The organism is Pseudomonas sp. J380 (genome assembly GCF_009827115.1).
Taxonomy (GTDB): domain Bacteria; phylum Pseudomonadota; class Gammaproteobacteria; order Pseudomonadales; family Pseudomonadaceae; genus Aquipseudomonas; species Aquipseudomonas paracarnis.
The window spans coordinates 3,839,430-3,858,821 of sequence record NZ_CP043060.1 but is presented as its reverse complement, the minus strand read 5'-3'; the positions used below and the strand labels follow the sequence as shown (position 1 = coordinate 3,858,821).

15 protein-coding genes are annotated in these 19,392 nt (G+C 57.1%); 14 read left to right on the top strand and 1 reads right to left on the bottom strand.

Annotation, left to right across the window (positions count from 1 at the left end):
* Nucleotides 1–3: 3 nt before the first annotated feature.
* The 7 genes from FXO12_RS17465 (at nucleotide 4) to FXO12_RS17435 (ending at nucleotide 12,705) form a co-directional block, all read left to right on the top strand.
* Entirely contained in the window at nucleotides 4–8,160 is an 8,157-nt protein-coding gene (locus FXO12_RS17465) for a DUF637 domain-containing protein (protein WP_081089469.1), read from the top strand.
* Entirely contained in the window at nucleotides 8,157–8,558 is a 402-nt protein-coding gene (locus FXO12_RS17460) for a hypothetical protein (protein WP_054896839.1), read from the top strand. The genes FXO12_RS17465 and FXO12_RS17460 overlap by 4 nt, the downstream gene beginning before the upstream one ends.
* A gap of 1,010 nt (nucleotides 8,559–9,568) precedes the next feature.
* Nucleotides 9,569–10,000 carry a hypothetical protein gene (locus tag FXO12_RS17455; protein ID WP_057978413.1) on the top strand — a complete coding sequence of 144 codons (432 nt, stop codon included), beginning with the start codon at nucleotides 9,569–9,571 and terminating at the stop codon, nucleotides 9,998–10,000.
* Nucleotides 10,001–10,399: 399 nt separating this feature from the next.
* Nucleotides 10,400–10,756, top strand: coding sequence for a hypothetical protein (locus FXO12_RS17450; protein ID WP_054896836.1), 357 nt, complete (start codon nucleotides 10,400–10,402; stop codon nucleotides 10,754–10,756).
* Between the two features lie 234 nt (nucleotides 10,757–10,990).
* The gene (locus tag FXO12_RS17445; protein ID WP_229999312.1) at nucleotides 10,991–11,572 is read left to right on the top strand and encodes an imm11 family protein; all 582 of its coding nucleotides are present in this window, start codon (nucleotides 10,991–10,993) and stop codon (nucleotides 11,570–11,572) included.
* Between the two features lie 105 nt (nucleotides 11,573–11,677).
* Nucleotides 11,678–12,151, top strand: a complete 474-nt coding sequence (gene comJ, locus FXO12_RS17440) for a competence protein ComJ (RefSeq protein ID WP_072445731.1) — start codon at nucleotides 11,678–11,680, stop codon at nucleotides 12,149–12,151.
* A 110-nt stretch (nucleotides 12,152–12,261) separates the two neighbouring features.
* Complete coding sequence (locus tag FXO12_RS17435; RefSeq protein WP_072445732.1) at nucleotides 12,262–12,705, top strand: hypothetical protein; 444 nt, start codon at nucleotides 12,262–12,264, stop codon at nucleotides 12,703–12,705.
* 77 nt (nucleotides 12,706–12,782) lie between these two features.
* On the opposite strand, the gene FXO12_RS17430 is transcribed toward FXO12_RS17435, so the two are convergent.
* The gene (locus tag FXO12_RS17430; RefSeq protein ID WP_005783616.1) at nucleotides 12,783–13,040 is read right to left on the bottom strand and encodes a hypothetical protein; all 258 of its coding nucleotides are present in this window, start codon (nucleotides 13,038–13,040) and stop codon (nucleotides 12,783–12,785) included.
* A gap of 253 nt (nucleotides 13,041–13,293) precedes the next feature.
* On the opposite strand from FXO12_RS17430, the gene FXO12_RS17425 reads away from it, so the two are divergent.
* The 7 genes from FXO12_RS17425 to FXO12_RS17395 all read left to right on the top strand — a co-directional run bounded on the left by FXO12_RS17425 (nucleotide 13,294) and on the right by FXO12_RS17395 (nucleotide 19,391).
* On the top strand, nucleotides 13,294–13,986 hold the full coding sequence (locus tag FXO12_RS17425; protein ID WP_054896835.1) for a hypothetical protein: 693 nt from the start codon (nucleotides 13,294–13,296) through the stop codon (nucleotides 13,984–13,986).
* A gap of 504 nt (nucleotides 13,987–14,490) precedes the next feature.
* Entirely contained in the window at nucleotides 14,491–15,171 is a 681-nt protein-coding gene (locus tag FXO12_RS17420) for a CsgG/HfaB family protein (protein ID WP_005783620.1), read from the top strand.
* A 29-nt stretch (nucleotides 15,172–15,200) separates the two neighbouring features.
* Nucleotides 15,201–15,563: a DUF4810 domain-containing protein gene (locus tag FXO12_RS17415; RefSeq protein WP_054896834.1), complete on the top strand. Its 363-nt coding sequence runs from the start codon at nucleotides 15,201–15,203 to the stop codon at nucleotides 15,561–15,563.
* Nucleotides 15,560–16,210 (top strand): DUF799 domain-containing protein, encoded by a 651-nt coding sequence (locus FXO12_RS17410; RefSeq protein ID WP_160049715.1) that lies wholly within the window; start codon nucleotides 15,560–15,562, stop codon nucleotides 16,208–16,210. Before FXO12_RS17415 ends, FXO12_RS17410 begins: the two co-directional genes overlap by 4 nt.
* 201 nt (nucleotides 16,211–16,411) lie before the next feature.
* Nucleotides 16,412–18,040 (top strand): VWA domain-containing protein, encoded by a 1,629-nt coding sequence (locus FXO12_RS17405; protein WP_057978417.1) that lies wholly within the window; start codon nucleotides 16,412–16,414, stop codon nucleotides 18,038–18,040.
* 194 nt (nucleotides 18,041–18,234) lie between these two features.
* Nucleotides 18,235–18,807: an RNA polymerase sigma factor gene (locus tag FXO12_RS17400; RefSeq protein WP_020302195.1), complete on the top strand. Its 573-nt coding sequence runs from the start codon at nucleotides 18,235–18,237 to the stop codon at nucleotides 18,805–18,807.
* Nucleotides 18,804–19,391 (top strand): hypothetical protein, encoded by a 588-nt coding sequence (locus FXO12_RS17395; RefSeq protein ID WP_014716404.1) that lies wholly within the window; start codon nucleotides 18,804–18,806, stop codon nucleotides 19,389–19,391. Before FXO12_RS17400 ends, FXO12_RS17395 begins: the two co-directional genes overlap by 4 nt.
* The last annotated feature ends 1 nt before the right edge of the window (nucleotide 19,392 follow it).

Genomic DNA, 19,392 nt, shown 5'->3' with positions numbered 1-19,392 from the left:
ACAATGGATGTTCGCCAATTCGCCTTCCTGGCCCGCCAACCTTCTGCCGCCCTGAAGCGCCGGGACGCGTTCTTCGGCCTGCCCAAGCGCGGGCTGGCGTTGATCCTTGCCAACGCACTGTTCTGGCAGCCGCTGCTGGCCCAGGCCGAGGGCATTGTGGTCAGTGCGCCGGGCACCACCGTGGGCGCGGCGGGCAATGGCGTGCCGGTGGTAAACATCGCTACCCCCAATGGCGCGGGCTTGTCCCATAACCAGTTCAAGGACTACAACGTCGGCCCCAACGGCGTGATTCTCAACAACGGCAACACCGCCATGGTCAACACCCAACTGGGCGGGATCATTGTCGGCAACCCCAACCTCAAGGGCGGCGCGGCGAACGTCATCCTCAACGAAGTCAACGGCGGCAGCCCCAGCCAGTTGCGCGGCTACACCGAAGTGGCGGGGCAGTCGGCCAAGGTCATTGTCGCCAACCCGTACGGCGTGACGTGCAGCGGTTGCGGCTTTATCAACACCCCCAACGTCACCCTCACCACCGGCAAACCGGTGCTCGACGCCAGCGGCCAATTGCAGCGCTATGAAGTGGATGGCGGCGCCGTGACCATCGACGGCGAAGGCTTGAACGCCAGCAACGTCGAACGTTTCGACATCATCACCCGCTCGGCCAAGATCAACGCACAAATCAACGCCCGCGAACTCAACGTGATCGCCGGGCGCAACGACGTCGATGCGCAAAGCCTGAAAACCACCGCCCGCGCCGATGACGGCAGCGCCAAGCCGGAGCTGGCGATCGACTCGTCGGCCCTGGGCGGCATGTATGCCGGCGCGATCAAACTGGTGGGCACCGAGGCAGGTGTGGGCGTGAAGCTCGACGGCACCCTGGCCGCCAGTGGCGGCGATATTCAGCTCGACGCCAACGGGCGCCTGAGCATGGCGCAGGCGGCGGCCACCGGTAACGTCAAGGTCACCGCGCAAAACGTCGACCTCACCGACAAGGTCTACGCCAACGGCAACGTGCAGGTCACCAGCGCCCAGGCCCTGGTCAACCGCAAAAGCATCGCCGCCGGCCAGCGCATCGACATCAACGCGGCCAGCGTGAACAACCCCGGCATCATCGAAGCCGGCGTCGCCGCCGATAACAGCCGCAACACCACCGGCGATCTGGTGGTAAACGCGCAAACCGTCACCACCAGCGGCAACCTGTTGGCCAGCCGCGCACTGGCGATTACCGCCGCGCAAGCGCTGACCAACCAGGGCGCGATCATCCAGGCCAAGACCGTCGAGGTCAGCAGCGCCAAACTCACCAACCAGGGCGCCAGCGCACGTCTGTTTGGCGAACAAACCCTGGCGATCAACTCGCCGGCCATCGTCAACCTCGGCGGCCTGATCCGCTTCGGCGAAGGCCAGGCCGCCACGCTCAACAGCGCCTCCCTGGACAACCGCCAGGGCCGTATCGAAATGGCCGGCGGCAGCCTGGTGCTCACCAGCGCCGACCTGAACAACAGCGGTGGGCAAGTCATCGCCAACGACCTGACCGTCAACGCCGGCAGCCTGAACAACCAGAACGGCGTGCTGGTGGCCAAGACCGCGACCGTCACTGCCAGCAACCTCGACAACAGCCTCAAGGGCCTGATCCAGGCCGACGGCGGCGCGCTCAACCTCGCCGTGTCCAACACCTTTAACAACAACCAGGGTTTCGCCCAGGCCAGCACCGATCTGAACGTTACGGCCGGCACCCTCAGCAGCAACGCAGGCGGCGTACTGAGCGCCGACACCGGCAAGCTCACCCTCACCGCCGCGCAACAGCTCAACAACGCCCAGGGCCGCTTGCAGGCCGGGCAGGGCGATATCGAACTGCACGCCGCCAACCTGGATAACCAGGGCGGCACCATCGTCGGCAAGCAACTGCTGCTCGACGTGGCCGGCGGCGATATCGACAACCGCGCCGGGCGCGTGTTGGGTGACCACCTCGACGTGCGCGCCTCGGGCCTCGACAACCGCAACGCCGGCCTGCTGGCCGGTGGCGCCCAGGGCGTAAGCCTGCTGCTCAAAGGCCCGGGCCAGTTGCTCAACGCCCAGGGCCGCATCCAGAGCGAGGGCCTGCTGCAACTGCAAGGCGAGCGCTTCGACAACAGCGCCGGCATCCTGCTGGGCCAGACCGTCGACGTCACCGCGCAGACCTTCACCAACAGCAACAAAGGCGCGCTGGTCAGCGATGGCGGTGATGTGGTGCTCAAGGTCAGCGACCTGCTCACCAACGTCGGCGGCCAGATCGACGCAGGCGAACGCAGCGTGCTGGTCAAGCAGCTCACCACCCTCAACAACGACGGCGGCACCCTGCGCGGCAAGCGCCTGGACATCGCCGCCCAGCACCTGAACAACGACAACGGCCAACTGCTGGCCGGCGCCGAAGGCCTGAGCTACAGCGGCCAGGATGTAAGCAACCGCAAAGGCCTGATCCTCAGCGGCGGCGCCCTCACCGAACTGAACACCACCCGCCTGGATAACCAGGGCGGCACCGTGCAGGGCGACAGCCTGAGCGTCACCGCCAACAGCGTCGACAACGCCAGCGGCGGCCTGATGGCCAGCCTGGTCGGTAACCTGCAACTGACCGTAGAAGCCCTGGCCAACCGTGGCGGCAAACTGTTCGGCAAAGAACAAGTGACCGTCAGCGGCGCCACCCTCGACAACAGCGCGGGCGGCCAGGTCAGCGGCAATCAGATCAACCTGACCTCACGCGACACCCTCACCAACCAGGGCGGCCTGATCGAAGCCAACCAGGGCCTCGCCCTCACCGGCGGCAACCTGGACAACAGCGCCAACGGCCAACTGCGTGCCCTGGGCGGCGCCAGCAGCAAACTCAACCTCAGCGGTGCGTTGAACAACCAGAACGGCACCCTCGAATTCGGCAGCCAGGCCTTCAGCCTTGACGCCGCCAGCCTCAACAACCAGAACGGCATGCTGCAACACGCCGGCACCGGCCTGTTCCACCTCAACACCGCCAGCCTCGCAGGCAGCCAGGGCAATATCCAGGGCATGGGCAGCGCCGACTGGGCATTCGGCAAGGTCGACGGCCTGGGCCGCGTGCAACTTAACGACGTGCTCACCTACAAGAGCGACCAAGGGCTGGCCCTCAAGGCCGGCGACCGCATGGCCAGCGCCAAGGGCTTGATCCTCAACGTGGCCAGCCTGGACAACGGCGGCGAACTGCTCAGCGACGGCGACATCAGCATCACCACCGGCGATATCACCAACAGCGGCCGCGTCTCGGCCCTGCAAACACTCACCCTCGTCGCCAACAACCTCAACCAGAACGGCGGCCGCCTGGCAGCCACCCATGCGCGCCTGACCCTGGGCGGCACCCTGGACAACCTCGGCTTCCTCACCGCCCGCCAGCAACTGGACATCGCCGCCGCGCAAATCAACAACCGTGGCACCCTCGGTGCCCAGGGTGCAGTGAACCTCACCGCAGTCAACGGCATCACCAATGCCGCCGACACGCTGCTGTTCAGCGGCGGCGACATGACCTTGCGCAGCAATGGCTTCAGCAACAGCTATGGCGATGTCTACAGCAAAGGCAACCTGAGCTTCGCCGCCCGCGATGGCGGGCGTGCCGTGCTGTTCAGCAACCGCTCCGGCACCGTGGAAAGCGAAGGCTCGATCGCCATCAATGCGGGCTTTATCGAAAACGCCAAAGATGAATTCGAACTCGGGCAAACGCTGACCACCGGCAGCTTGAGTTGGATCTGTGGCCAGCACTGCGGCGAGAGCGACAACTGGGAACGCGGCGAGATCACCATCTACGAAACGTACCTCGAGGCGGCGACCAAGGACTCGGTAGCGGCGCGCCTGGTGGCGGGCAAAAACATGCTGCTGCAAGGCGACAACGTGCAGAACCGCTACAGCCTGATGGCCGCCAATGGCGACCTGAGCATCACTGCCGGTGACCTGCTCAACCAGGGCGCCGCCACGCGCACGGGCCAGCGCAAGCTTGTCATCGGCACGCCAGGTCACGTCTCCGACGATTTGTTTGAACGCATGCAATACGTCGACGTGCCCGCGTTCAATGCGGCCACGGCGGCCGGGAATTTTGATAAGGCGCGCTTCGAAGAACTCAAAAGCCGCTCACCCAACAGCCTGCCGTTCGCCTACGCAAGTGACGTGACCACCTGGACCAACAACAGCGGCCCCGGCTACGACGCCACCCTGCAAGCGGGCGGCACGGTCAACCTCAACGTCGCCCGCACCCTGCAAAACGGCACGCTGCACAACAACACCCTGGCCCAGTTGACCGGCACCCTCGGCGACGACCAGACCGGCATCCCCGTCGGCGGCATCAACATCAACCTGAGCAAACACGCCAACGACCCGAGCGCCCAGGCGCCCGGCAGCGTATTGCCCGTGGTAGGCGTGGCCCCTGGTGGCGGCTTCGTGCCCGTGGACTACACCGGCACCGCGTTTGCCCCGGTCGACCCCACCACCTCGCCCACCTTCCAACTTCCCAAGGGCGAGTACGGCCTGTTCGTCAAAAACGCCGACCCCGCCAGCCACTACCTGATCGAAACCAACCCCGAGTTCACTTCCGTATCGGGCTTCCTCAGCTCCGACTACCTGCTCGGCAAGCTCGGCTTCAACGCCGACAACGCCTGGCGCCGCCTCGGTGACGGCCAGTACGAAACCCGCTTGATCCGCGACGCCGTCCTCGCGCAAACCGGCCAGCGCTTCCTCGCCGGCGGCCTGTACAGCGACGCCGAGCAGTTCCGCTACCTGATGGACAACGGCCTCGCCAGCAAAGACGCCCTGCGCCTGAGCCTGGGCGTGGCCCTCACCGACCAGCAAGTCGGCGCCCTGACCCACGACATCGTGTGGATGGAAAACCGCGTCATCGACGGCCAGACCGTGCTCGTACCGGTGCTGTACCTGGCCCAGGCCGACTCGCGCAACGTGCGCGGCAACAGCCTGATCCAGGGCCGCGACCTCAACCTGGTCACCGGCGGCGACCTGATCAACGTCGGCACCCTGCGCGCCAGCAACAACCTCTCCGCCATCAGCAGCGGCAGCATCTACACCGGCGGTCTGGTCGAAGCCGGCAACAACCTCAACCTGCTGGCCCAGGACAGCATCCGCAACGCCATGGCCGGCGAAATCCGCGGCAAGCAAGTCAGCCTCACGGCGCTCAAAGGCGACATCACCAACGAAACCACCGCCATCCAGGTACGTGACGGCGCCGGCATGCGCACCCTCACCGACACCAGCGCCGGCACCATCGTCGCCCGCGAAAACCTCGCCATCGACGCCGGGCGCGACCTCACCAACCGAGGCGCACTCGTAGCGGGCAACGACGCCAACCTCACCGCCGGCCGCGACCTCAACCTCATAGCCGCCAGCGACACCCGCGTCAAACACGAGACCCGCGACGGCGGCGAAAAATCGAGCATCACCACTGACGTCAAAAACCTCGCCGCCAGCGTCACGGCGGGCGGCAACCTCAACATGCAGGCCGGGCAAGACGTCAACATCATTGGCAGCACCGCCACCGCCGGCAAAGACCTCAACATCGCCGCCGGCCGCGACCTCAACGTCGCCTCGGTCAGCGACATGCACAACGTCGAGGGCAAGGAAAAGGACGGCAAAAAACGCATCAAGACTTCGGACGACCAGACTACTCAAGTGGCAAGCGTGCTGACTGCGGGTGGGGATTTCGTCAGCCAGGCGGGGCGTGATACCACGATTGTGGCGAGCAGGATCAGTGCGGGGAATGAGGCTTATCTGTATAGCGGGGATAAGTTGAACCTGCTGGCGGCGCAGAACAGCACCTACAGCCTTTACGACATGAAGGAGAAGGGGGGCTGGGGCGCGAAGAAGACCAAGCGTGATGAGGTGACCCACGTCACGAATGTGGGGACTGAGATCAAGACTGGTGGTGATCTGTCGCTGGTCAGTGGCGGTGATCAGTTGTATCAGCGGGCCAAGCTTGAGAGCGGTAAGGACCTGGCCATCACCAGTGGCGGCGCGGTGACCTTCGAGGCGGTCAAAGACCTGCACCAGGAGAGCCACGAGAAGAGCAAGAGTGACCTGGCGTGGACCAGCGCGAAGGGCAAGGGGAATACCGACGAGACGTTGCGCCAAAGTGAGTTGAAGGCACAGGGTGAGTTGGCGATCAAGGCGGTTAACGGGCTGAAGATCGACATTAAACAGATTGATCAGAACACGGTTAGCCAGACGATTGATGTGATGGTCAAAGCAGACCCACAGTTGGCTTGGTTGAAAGAAGCCGAGAAGCGTGGGGATGTGGATTGGCGGCAAGTGCAGGAACTGCATGATTCGTTCAAGTACAGCCATTCCAGCTTAGGCCAAGGAGCCATGCTGGCGATCATCATCGTAGTGACAGTTTTGACGGCTGGGGCCGCAAGTAGCGTCGCGGGCGCTGCTGCGGGTGCCAGTGCCGGGTCTGGTACGGCAATGGCTGCGGCAGGCAGTTCGGCTATGGTCTCAGCTGGTACGGCGGTTGGGACCGCAGCAGCCGGTTGGGGCAACGTTATGGCAACTGCTGCGTTAACTTCAGTTGCCAGTGGAAGCACCGTCAGCTTCATCAATAACGGCGGAAACATCGGTGCAACTTTTCAAGACATTACGTCAAGCAAAGCCTTGAAGGGGTATGCAACTGGGGCGTTAGCTGCAGGTTTTACCGCTGGCGTGCTTGATCCTGCGTTTGGTGTAACTGGCGACAACGTCAATCACATTACAAAAGGGTTTGACCTCAGTTCCGCGTCTGACATCGGTAGGTTTGCCGTCTATTCGGGGGCGCAAGGAGTTGCCCAAGCAAGTTTAAACACTGCTATTCAAGGCGGTAGTTTTGGAGACAATCTCGGTAGTTCCCTACGGTCGCAGTTGCAGAGCACGTTGCAAGCGGTCGCCTTTAACGCTGTAGGCGATTACTCGAAAGGCCAAAAATGGTCAGAATCAGGGCCTCAAAAAATCGCTCTGCATGCTTTGGTTGGCGGGCTTTTGAGTGAAGCTGGCGGCGGCAGTTTTGCTACGGGCGCTCTCGCTGCTGGAGCTAACGAAGCACTGGTAACCTCACTGGCGAAAGTGGTAGATGGCGATCCAGCGTTGTTGCTAGCCGCTTCGCAATTGGTCGGAATTGCGGCCGCTGGTGCGACTGACGGTGACGTGCAGAAAGGTGCTGAAATCGCGAAAAATGCCACGGCCTATAACTACCTAAATCACCATGAAGTTGATGATTTAGTTAAGGATTTGAAAGGGTGCCGTGGGGCAGCCAGCCCTTCATCCTGCCGTAGCGATGTGGCTACTAAGTACGCAGGAATCAGCGATAAGAAAACTGGCATTACGCTGCTGAAGTGTGATGATCCTACGAGTTGTAATGCGCAGCGCCTAGACGTGGAGGCGGGTAATGCAGCGCTGGATAAATATGATCAGAGCGGCGGGCTCAACAAAGCAGAACAGTCTATCGTTCGGGGCTTCCAAGATAAGAATCAGGACGACACGCGCCTCGCGGTGCAGCAAACTATGAAGGGTGATCATGCCGAAATGGTTGGCATGATGTTCGGCGGTGGGTTAGGAGGGGCAGGTAAGGTTGCTGGGCGAGTCGTTGAAGGAGCAGAGTTAGGAGCAGCCAAAGGCGCTGCGTCTAAGAATGCAAACGCAACAAGCATGTTTACGGATTCCGAAACCGCTGCACTGGCCGAGAGGAATGTTATAGAAGGGGCGGCTAAGGGCGCGGCTCCGAAAGTAGCTGCAGAGGGAAAGGTAGGTGGACAAACCTTCCAAGACGTCAATCAGACCTCTCGTCCGCTCAACGAGGCAGACCCGAAAATACCTTCGTTGATCACGGATAGGATTGCAGATAAAGCTGCTACGAATCCTGGCAAGCTTTATCCAAACGGAAATATGAAAGATGCCCACGCAGAAATAGGTGTGATTCAGCAAGCATATAGCTCTGGTAAAACTGCGGGGGCGGACATGTCCATGACGGTCGCAGGAAAAGATGTATGCGGTTTCTGCAAAGGTGACATTGCTGCTGCCGCAGAAAAAGCTGAGTTGAAATCGCTCACCGTGAAAGCTATAGATGATAAAACGGGACTTCCGAAAAACTATTACTGGGAGTCAGGCATGAAGTCCATTAAGGAGAAAAATAGATGATAATTGGAGGGTATACACTTAATCCTGAACACGGTAGATTGCAAATCCCTCTTGTTCGCCAACCGTCCCTGGAAGATGTGAAGTCCATTATAAGCAAGTATAGAAAATTTGACGGTGTCGCTTCGTTGTCTATTTCACCGACGCCTGAATATGGACCGTATGAAATCAATCTTTACGCTGATTCTGGAAATTATCTTTTGATGCTAAATCAATACCTTGAAGATGGTGAGCACGTCGTGCGTACTCTTAATAATACGTCGATGGGGACAAGTTCAGTTGAGATTTTGGGCGACTATTACCCGGCGAGTTTCATAACTAGAGATATAGGTGTCGTTACTTCTTGTTTTCAAGAGTTTTTGAATTTTGGTGATGTGAGTTCGTTCGTCTTGAGTGCATAGAAATAATAAAAATGTAATAAAAGAGTAAAAGGGGACAGTAAAAGGGGACAGATTTATTTTAATTCGAGATGGCGGTAAAGCCCTATTAAATAAATCTGTCCCCTTTTGTTCGTGCCGCCTGCTCTGCTTGTAAATTATGGAGCACTGTACGATAAGTACCGCCCAGCAATTGAGCCGGAGAAAAAGCGTGAAAATTAATAAATGGCTTTTAGTAGTATTATTGTCGGCCTTGGCTGGCTGCGCACCTTCCCATTCCAATTGGGAAAATGGAATGAATCTATGGGTAGGTACTCATTTCGATTCCCACCTTTACAAAGACTGCACTCGAGGATGTGGCGACTCATATTGGTCGCCTGTAAATAAAAATAAGACCTTTGATAAGGTTGTTGATGAAAACGGAGGCAGGCGGTATTACATAACTTGGATTAGGGATTGCCGATATTCGGTTTTTGTCGCTGCGGATCGGCTAATAAAGTCATGGAGATACGAAACTTCTAACGTAAAAGGATGTTATGTCGTTTAACTGCTGTTTTAAGGGTAAAGAAAAGAGAGAAAAGGGGGCGGATTTATTTAAATTAGAGTTTAAAGGTGCATTAAATAAATCAGTCCCCTTTTGTTGAGAAGAACGAATTAGTATGGTTTCCAATTTCGGTGAGCTGCAGAAAACCGTGAGTTTGATAGGCGCTAAGTTGGGAGCGCCTAAGTCTATGCTGTTGGTTAGAGAGAGCTCCCCCGAAGATGGTACTCCTCACGTGGAGTTTGAAAGTGAGGGTTTTGAATATGTCTCCTCAGAAAGAGGTTATGAGAAAGGGGACAGATTTATTTAAATTAGAGTTGAAAAGCATATTAAATAAATCTGTCCCCTTTTGTTATGTTCAGGGTTCGCCACTTACTGTGCCACTGCCTGATACACGGCATTTGGATGCGCATATGCCAGGAGGGTTTAGATATAATCCAGGCGGTCCAGGGTCGGCTCTCCCGGCATACCCTCCAAAAAAAGGAGCTGAATAATGCATTCCGTACCGCTAGAACATGAGAAGCAAAAGTTGATTTTCTACGTGGCTCAAGACTTAGATCAGTCTATTAGATCTAATGTGCAGCAGCTCGTGAATGAGCTCGCTGCGTCAAGAATATGGAGCATTGCCCCGCCAACCTTTATTGACGCGATAGACGAAGGGGGCGCGGAAGTGGTGGGTGGAATGTTGGATATTTATTCAGCACTGCAACCGAATATACTGTCTGTTGATATGGATTCAAAAAATCTAGATGAAGTGGAAGAAATAGTCTGTGCCGTAAAAAAGTTATCGGAAAAGGAAGATATTTCCTTTGAGTTTCAGTTGGATACAACTTTTGTCGGCGCCATTGATGATGGTGTTGTTGATCGAGTCTTGTTGGAGGGACTGCTCGTGCCGTGGCGAAATCATATAAATGGAAAAAGTTGAGTCGGTGCCAGAGCGGAGATGAATAAAAAAGTGAGAAAAGGGAAAGGCTTATTTAGAATTAGAGTTGAAAAACGTATTAAATAAATATGTCCCATTTTTCACATTTTCACGGAGAGAAAACGTGAAAAAAATTAGCGTAATAATGGTAGTTGTATTTCTGATTGTGGGTTGCGCGCCGTCACGGTCTGCGTGGGTATCCAGTAAAGATGGATGGGTAGGTACCACCTTTTAATCTCACGAGAAAAGGGGACAGATTTATTTAATATTAGAGTTTAAAGGCGCATTAAATAAATCTGTCCCCTTTTGCAGTGATCCTCATGGTAAGCAGTACTTTAGCCCCGCGACTACTTTTGAAAAGAATTTTTCAGGTTATGTTGTTGTTCCAAAGGATGCTCTGAAATGAAATTAAGCATTAAGTTTCCCGAGAATTTGTTAACCCACAGCCTGCTCGAGCAAAGGCTGATTCCTTGCATTTGCAAAATTGCAACGGAGTTTGAAATTGAATTTTTGGACCCTTTGCCAGAAGCTGCAGGAACCGTTCTGGAGTGGGATCGTGCAGAACTTGAAAAAAGAGCGATAGGTGGGGTAGGTGGGCAATACTCTCACTATGCACACGGTCGGGTGTCGTTAAAAAAAGTTGATATTGATATCTACCAAATATTGGATCTTGAAATGTTTTATAGGCTTTTTGGATGGTGCAGCATCTTGGAAGATGGTAACTATGCGCCGCCGGGGCAGTTATGGGATGATGAATAAGTTGAAGAAAAGGGGACTGAAGAAAAGGGACAAGAAAAGAGGGCAGATTTATCTAGACTAGAGTTTAAAGGCTGTCTAGTCCTGAAGCAGGTGTAAACCTATTTCAGGACTAGACAGTCCCCTTTTTTCGTTGATTCGTGACAAAAATATTGGAAGGGATTAAGTCAGAAGCAGTAATCGTGGGTAGTGAAGTTAATAAATGGCTTACGAGGGACTGAAATGAGATATTACTTAATGCGACAAGATGTAACTGTCTGCGATAGGTGGGTGCTCGGAGATGTACATCATGTAGATAACTGGCATTTCAGTGATCCTCCAGTTAATTTTATGGAGCCAGGCACATATACCCTCGATGTAAGGTTCGACGGTAAAGAAGTTGATTATTCCCTCGCTGGATACGCCAGTATTCCTGTTTTAAGCGAGAGGGCAAAAAATTCGCTCGCCGGTTTGCCAGAGACAGACGAACTTTATCAGCATGTCGTTTTTGAGCCGGTGAAGATAAACAATAAAGTGGTTTGCCAGAGCTATTTTTTGATGATTATTGAAACGCAAATTGATTGCGTGGATGAAAAGCGCTCTCGCTATAAAAAGTTTGAGGTAGATGATCCTGTTAGGCCAGATATGGCCGGCAACTATCGTGCTTTCTACAATTTAGTGGTTGACCCGGGCAGGGTCGGATCAAGTCATATATTTAGACTTAAAAAATATTTGGGTGCGGTCATAGTAAGTGAAGAAGTGAAACGGCGATTTATGGCGGCTGGTGTTGTCGGCGTACTGTTTGATTCTGTTAATGGCGATCAAGAAACCGTTGCCTAGTTAGTCAGGTAGTTGTGAGGGCGGCGAATTTACTTAATTCGTGGTGGTAGTACAAAGGCTATTGAGTAAATCTGTCCCCTTTTGTTGAATTAAGGTGGTGGGCTAATGGCTGGGTTTAGAGAAAGTATATATTTGTCTTATTCGCAATTTTGCGTGTTTTTAAGCTCGCTTGATCAGCCGTATAATGATTGGAGTGATCGTAGTTATGCGCAAGGATTTGCGTGGAGGTTAGGAAGTGCCTCTTTTAGAGCTTTGATCGACGAAGGGGATCATATAATTAGCGTTTTCATTAACGAGCAAGTGCCCGCTATTAGCGCAGACGTGGTTCGGGCTCTTAAAGTTCCCTTCACGGTGAAAGATAGAAATGTTGAGCTTGGTAGTATTTCGAGTACGGTTCCTCTAGAACTGCCTGAAGGAGATTATTCTCTTCAGGTCGAATTTATAAGACCCTCCTCAAGTGGAGCGTATGAAATAAATGTCCATTTGAATTTAGGGGGCTGCGATTTTGAGGTGTTGAGAGCAGACGCCGAAATTGACGAGCAAGGTGAGTTTGATATCGATGCGGTTCCAGCAGGATAAAAATTCGGAGAAATGGGTAGAAAAGGGACAGATTTATTTAAATTAGAATTGAGAGCCTATTAAGTAATTCTGTCCCCTTTTGTTGTATTTAATTACATAGGGGGCGATTTGTGTCGGACAAACAAGTATATGAGCTAACGATTGATGATCTTGATAGCTATAGCGTTTGGTTTTTTCCGATGGACGAAACAGTGGAGGATGAGTCAACTGTACGCCCCCTCGCCGAACAGGAAACGTGCTCAGATTTTCAGATTATCGTTCTAACTGATTTTCTTGGTGAAAGTGGCGCTGTGTATCGCGGTTATTTATATTGGGACTCCAATGCCGCAATTGAATACGTAAAGCCTGTTATATTGTCTGATAAGGGAGACGCAGTAAGTTTTTGGAGCGGTATAGTCACTCCAACGTGGGAAAGTTCGGAGTTTGCCTGTTCGATTAGAACCGAGCTGCCTATTTCTTATGCCTCAGAATCGGTTTTCGGTCTTCCTTCCATTTGCGGAAAGCTGGAGGGACTTTATTATCTTTCGGATGATCAGGTTTGCTGCGTGAAATGACGAAAAAAGTGGACTGGTTTATTAAGTTGAATTGCTCACGCATAAAGGGGGCGACACTAAGGCCGCCCGATTTTCACTCAGGACGGATCGGCATTCAGCCTGCGACTGATGACATCCAGCAAGTCACACCCATCGCGCAGCGGAATGGCCAGCAAATGGGCGAAGTCTGAAAGCACGACGGCATCGCTGCTGAGTTGTTCGCGGAAGGCCAGGTTTTCCAGCAGTTGGGTGACGGCCCGAATGCGGTGCACGGCGGCGTCGTGAAGGACGTCGAGAGGTGCCTGGGTGTCGATGATCAGGGCTGGGACGGTGCAGTCGTGGCCGGTTAGGGGAATGTATCGATTCATCATTAAGCTCTCTGGATTATTGAGGGCTCGTTCTTCGGGTCGCCAAACCCGGTCGCTTTTTGAGCGACGGCCGGACTATAAGCCGCACCGCCAAGCCCGCGCAAGGCATCAAAATGCCGCTGCTTCGGAGCGTGCCCGCAGCGGCTAACATCTTGCTATCCATTGCCGACATACTGCCCACGAACAAACGCACTACGAATACGCAAATCCGAAGCCTCACCCCAAACATTAAAGGACCAATGTGAAAAACCTCCTCCTCATTCTCTTCACCACCCTCATCCTCGGCGGCTGCGTCAGCCACCCTCTCACCCCCGAAAACCGCGCGCAGATCAAGACCGTCAAAGTCCTGCCCGTGAAGTGGGAAAAGAACATGGTGTACTTCGGCCGCGAACAGGCCTGGGGCGCGGCCCTGGGGGCCGGGGTTGGTGCGGGTGTTGGCATGGCCAGCGGAGCGTCCAAGCTGGGTACTGCGGCGTTGAGTGGCGCCGGGTTTGCCGGCGGCATGAAGCTCGGGCAGTTGGCCGAGATGCCGACGCCGGTGGCTATTCTGACGGTGATGGAGGCGGAAAAACTCGATGTAGGCGTGTTGCTCAAGCAGGGCTTTGTCGATGAGTTGGGCAAGACTTCGACGCTCAAGGTGGTCGGCGACGATGAGCCCGCTGATGCGCAGATTCAGCTGACCGTGTCCGAGTGGGGCTTTCGCCTGACCCAGGGTTTCAGCAGCGTGATTTATCCGACCCTTAACGTGTTAGCTCAGATGGATCGCGGCGATGAGATGGTCTGGCGCACCTTTGAAGCGGTCACGCCGTTCAATGGTCAGAACGTTTATGGCTATACACCGTTAACCTACCGCACGGACCCTGAAGCTTTGCGCCGGGCGTTGACCGGGATTACGCAGATTTCTGCGCAGTATCTGGTGAAGGAGCTCAAGTAGGGCTGTGCGAAGGCTGGCGGCTGTTGATGGGCGGGCTTGGGCTAATGCCAGTCAGGGTTAAGCGCAGTTCCCCTGTGGGAGCGGGCTTGCCCGCGAAGGCGGTGTGTCAGTCGCTGCATCTGTTGCTGCACTATCGCTTTCGCAGGCAAGCCAGCTCCCACATTGGATCTTCGTTGCTTTGGGCATTGCGTTCGTTTAATTGATCGGCATTGGGCTTGCCCGCGAAGGCGTTGTGTCAGTCGCTGCATCTGTTGCTGCACTACCGTTTTCGCAGGCAAGCCAGCTCCCACATTTGATCTTTGTTGCTTTGAGTATTGCGGTCGGCAGTAGGCTAAGCCCCCCCACCTATGGCCGAAACAACTTGAGAACCGCTCTCAACCCCGTAAAATGCCGCAGCCGTTGCATCACCGTCTTTCAGGGAAGAATCCAGGCCAGCGCGTTTTCAAGCTGCCTTTCTCCTTGGAAAACCCAGCAACGCTGATTTCCTCACCCAAGGAGCACCCTGTGAAGACACTGTCCAAAATCCTGCTGTCGGGCCTCACCGCCGCGGCGCTGTTGACCGTGGCCGGTTGCGCCACCGAGAGCAACCGCGCGATGCCGGTGGAGCAAGTCGCCAGCGCCCACGTGGCCTATTCCGGCGTGCGTGTGCCGATTGCCGTGGGTAAGTTCGATAACCGCTCCAGCTACATGCGCGGCATCTTCTCCGATGGCGTTGACCGTCTCGGCGGCCAGGCCAAGACCATCCTTATCACCCACTTGCAGCAGACCAACCGCTTCAGCGTGCTGGACCGCGACAACATGGGCGAGATCTCCCAGGAAGCCAAAATCAAAGGCACCGTGCAGAAGCTCAAGGGCGCTGACTATGTGGTGACTGGCGATGTGACCGAGTTCGGCCGCAAAGAGACCGGCGACCGCCAGCTGTTCGGCATCCTCGGCCGTGGCAAGACCCAAGTGGCCTACGCCAAAGTTGCGTTGAATATCGTCAACATCAATACCTCCGAAGTGGTGTATTCCACCCAGGGCGCCGGTGAGTACGCGCTGTCCAACCGTGAAGTGATCGGCTTCGGCGGCACCGCCAGCTATGACTCCACCCTCAATGGCAAGGTGCTCGACCTGGCCATGCGCGAAGCGATCAACCGCCTGGTCGACGGCATCAACGCCGGCGCCTGGAACCCGCGTAACTGATCAGCCACACCACAAGGAGCAGTACACGGATGAGCAAGGCAGTGAAGTTGGCGCTGACGCTGGCAGCAATCGCAACGGTAGCCGGGTGCCAGACGGCGCCCCAGCCCCTGTATCAATGGGAGAGCTACCAGCCGCAGGTTTACGAGTACTTCAAGGGCGAGCCCAAGGAAGCGCAGGTGGAAGCACTGGAACGCGATCTGCAGAAGATCAACGCCAGTGGCCGCAAGGCGCCGCCGGGCTACCACGCGCACCTGGGCATGCTGTACATGAACATGGGCAAGGATGACCAGATGGTGCAGGAGTTTCGCACCGAGAAGGCCCTGTTCCCTGAGTCTGCTGCGTACATGGACTTTCTGTTGAAAAACGCCAAGACCGGAGTCGCCACTAAATGAGCCTGTTAAAAATCACCGGCGCCTTGCTGGCCCTGGCGTTGCTCGGCGGTTGCGCCGCACACAAGACGGTTGATTATTCGGCGTACAAACAGGCGCGGCCCAAGTCGATCCTGGTATTGCCGCCGATCAACGAATCGCCGGAAGTGCAGGCGTCCTACAGCCTGGTGTCGCAAGTCACCTACCCGCTGGCCGAAGCCGGCTACTACGTGTTGCCGATTGCCCTGGTGGACGAAACCTTCCGCCAGAACGGCCTGACCACCGCCAACGATATCCAGGCCGTACAACCGGCCAAGCTGCATGACATCTTTGGCGCGGACGCGGCGCTTTACATCACCATCAGCGAGTACGGCACCCAGTACATGCTGATCTCCAGCGACACCTCGGTGACGGCCTCGGCCAAACTGGTGGACCTGCGCACCGGCACCACCCTGTGGACCGGTTCGGCGCGGGCGTCGAGCGAAGAAGGCAACAACAACGGTGGCGGCCTGGTGGGCATGTTGATCACGGCTGCGGTCAAGCAGGTGATCAACAGCTCTACCGATGCGGCGCATCCGATTGCCGGTATCACCAGCGCACGGTTGCTGTCGGCGGGGCAGCGCACCGGGATTTTGTACGGCCCGCGTAACCCGAAATACGGCACGGACTAAGAGAACACCGCCATACAACTGTGGGAGCTGGCTTGCCTGCGATAGCGGTGGGCCAGTGCTGGAAAGGCTGCCTGACACACCGCTATCGCAGGCAAGCCAGCTCCCACATTGATCGAGGTGAATTTCGAGGGTTTAACCCGAACCCAACCTACCTCGCGTCTGACCTTGTGAACGGCTCATTCATTCACGAGGTTCAGCCCCATGTCCCGCCCTCTGCTTTACCTGCGTCCCGCTGCCCAAGGCTTCACCGTTACCCTGCTGGTGGCGCTGGCTGGGTGTGGGCTGTCATCGTCCCCCGAAGTCTCCAAACCGGTTGAACCGGCGCCTCTCGCCGAGCTGCACAGCGCGCCGATCCAGAATGCAGTGGTCAAACGCATGGCCATGCCGGCACCGATGGCGGTGCGTGAAATGGCGATGATGAATGACCGCAGCGAACCCCGAGAGCAATACGCCAACCTGCCCGACAACCCTGTGCACCGCGTTACCGAAACCCCCGTCTCCACCTTCAGCGTGGATGTCGACACCGGCAGCTACGCCAACGTACGGCGCTTCCTCAACCAAGGCCGCCTGCCGCCCGAAGGCGCGGTTCGGTTGGAGGAAATGGTCAATTACTTTCCCTATGACTACGCACTGCCCACCGACGGCTCACCCTTTGGCGTCACCACCGAAGTGGCCGCCACACCGTGGAACCCGCGCACAAAACTGCTGCGCATTGGCATCAAGGCCTCCGATAAATCCGTGGCCGCACTGGCCCCCGCCAACCTGGTGTTCCTGGTGGACGTGTCCGGCTCCATGGACCGCCGCGAAGGCTTGCCGCTGGTCAAAAGCACGCTGAAGTTACTGGTGGATCAACTGCGTGATCAGGACCGCGTGTCACTGGTGGTCTACGCCGGTGAGTCCCGCGTGGTGCTCAAACCCACCTCGGGCAGTGAAAAAGCCAAGATCCGCAACGCCATCGACCAACTCACCGCCGGCGGCTCCACCGCCGGCGCGTCCGGCATCGAACTAGCCTATCAGATGGCCCGCGAAGGCTTTATCGACCAAGGCATCAACCGCATCCTGCTGGCCACCGACGGCGACTTCAACGTGGGCATCAGCGATTTTGACAGCCTCAAGCAGATGGCGGTGGCCCAGCGCAAAAGCGGCGTATCGCTGACCACCCTCGGCTTTGGTGTGGACAACTACAACGAACACCTGATGGAACAACTGGCCGACGCGGGCGACGGCAACTACGCCTACATCGACAACCTGCGCGAAGCGCGCAAGGTGCTGGTGGAGCAACTCAGTTCCACCCTGGCCGTGGTGGCGCGGGATGTGAAATTGCAGGTGGAATTCAACCCGGCCCAGGTCAGCGAATACCGCCTGCTGGGCTATGAAAACCGCGCCCTGAAGCGTGAGGATTTCAACAACGACAAGGTCGATGCCGGTGAGATTGGCGCAGGGCACACAGTGACGGCGTTGTATGAAATCGTGCCCAAGGGCGAGAAGGGCTGGTTGGAGCCTTTGCGCTATGCCGCTGCGCCTGCGGACGCAGGCCAATCCGCAGAGCTTGCGATGCTTCGGGTGCGCTACAAACTCGCTGCGGGCGGTAACAGTCAGTTGATCGAACGCCCCATCGCCAACCAAACCACCCCGGCCAGCGATGATCTGCGCTTCGCGTCTGCCGTGGCCGCCTTCGCTCAACAGCTCAAGGGCGATGGCCGCTACACTGGCATCATGAGTGTGCAAGACACCGCCAAACTGGCGCGCTCGGCCCGCGGCGATGACCCGTTCGGGCTGCGCAACGAATTCGTGCAACTGGTGGAGCTGGCCCAAAGCCTCAAGCCCTGACCTCGCTCACAACCGAGATCAAATGTGGGAGGGGGCTTGCTGCTAAAGCTTTTTGTAGGAGCGAGCTTGCTCGCGAAAAACTCACAGGCACCGCGTTTATCCAGGAAGCACCCGTTATCGTTGACGTTCTTCGCGAGCAAGCTCGCTCCTACAGTAATCCTGCTTCGGCTGACAAAAAGGAGTTCGCCCATTACATGGCCGTTCCAGACGACTCACCCAGCGACGAATCGCTGCTGGCCCGCTACCGAACCGGTGACGCTGCCGCCTTCGAAGCCTTGTACACGCGCCACCGCCAGGGCCTGTACCGCTTTCTCGTGTCCCTGTGCAACAAAGCCGAACTGGCCGAAGAAATCTACCAGGACACCTGGCTCAGCCTGATCCGCAGCACCACCCAGCCACAAGGCCGGGCGAGTTTTCGCACCTGGTTGTTCCAGATCGCCCGCAACCGCCTGATCGACCACTGGCGCAAGCACGGCATCCACAACCCCCTGCACGACAGCTACGATGAACAGCTCCACGCCCAGGCCGATGACAGCGACGGCCCCGAGCAACAACTGACCCTCAGCCGCGACCAGGCGCGCCTCGACGCGGCCCTGCAAGCGTTGCCCGAAGACCAGCGCGAAGTGTTTCTGCTGCGCCTGCACGGCGAGCTCGAAGTACCGCAAATCGCCACCCTCACCGGCGCCCCGCTGGAAACCGTAAAAAGCCGCTTGCGCTACGCCCTGCAAAAATTGCGGCGCCTGCTGGCCGAGGAGGTACCTGTATGACTGACTCCCGACACACCCCGGACGACGCGCTGCTCCAGCACTACCGTCAACACAGCACGGGCGAACCGCCCGCGTCCCTCGACGCCTTCATCCTCAACGCCGCCCGCCGCGAAGCCCCGCAGCCGCAACCCAGCCTGTGGCAACGCTGGCTGCAAGCCTGCCAACGCCCGCGCTGGCAAATGGCATTTGCCACCGTCGCCGGGTTGGCACTGATGATCGGCGTGGTCATGCGCTCCCCCGTGCCGCAGCCCGAAATCTCCACCGCGACATTCTCCGCGCCGCGCCACGAAGAAGCGGCTCACCCGGCGCCGCAAGCGTTTTCCGCACCCGCGCCAATGGCCCGCATGGCCGTAGCGCCTAGGGTTGAAAGCGCGCCTGCTCAAGCCGAAAGCGCATTGGCGGATCAGCCAGCGGCAAAACTCAGCAAACGGACACTGCCTACGTTGGAAGAAGGCCTGCAGGAGATTGTGAACCTGCGTCGAGCGGGGGAAACCAAGGCGGCGGACGAGAAACTGCTGGCGCTGTACCAACGCTTCCCCCAGGAGGACTTGCCGGCACGCTTAGAAGCACTGCAAACGCGTTAAA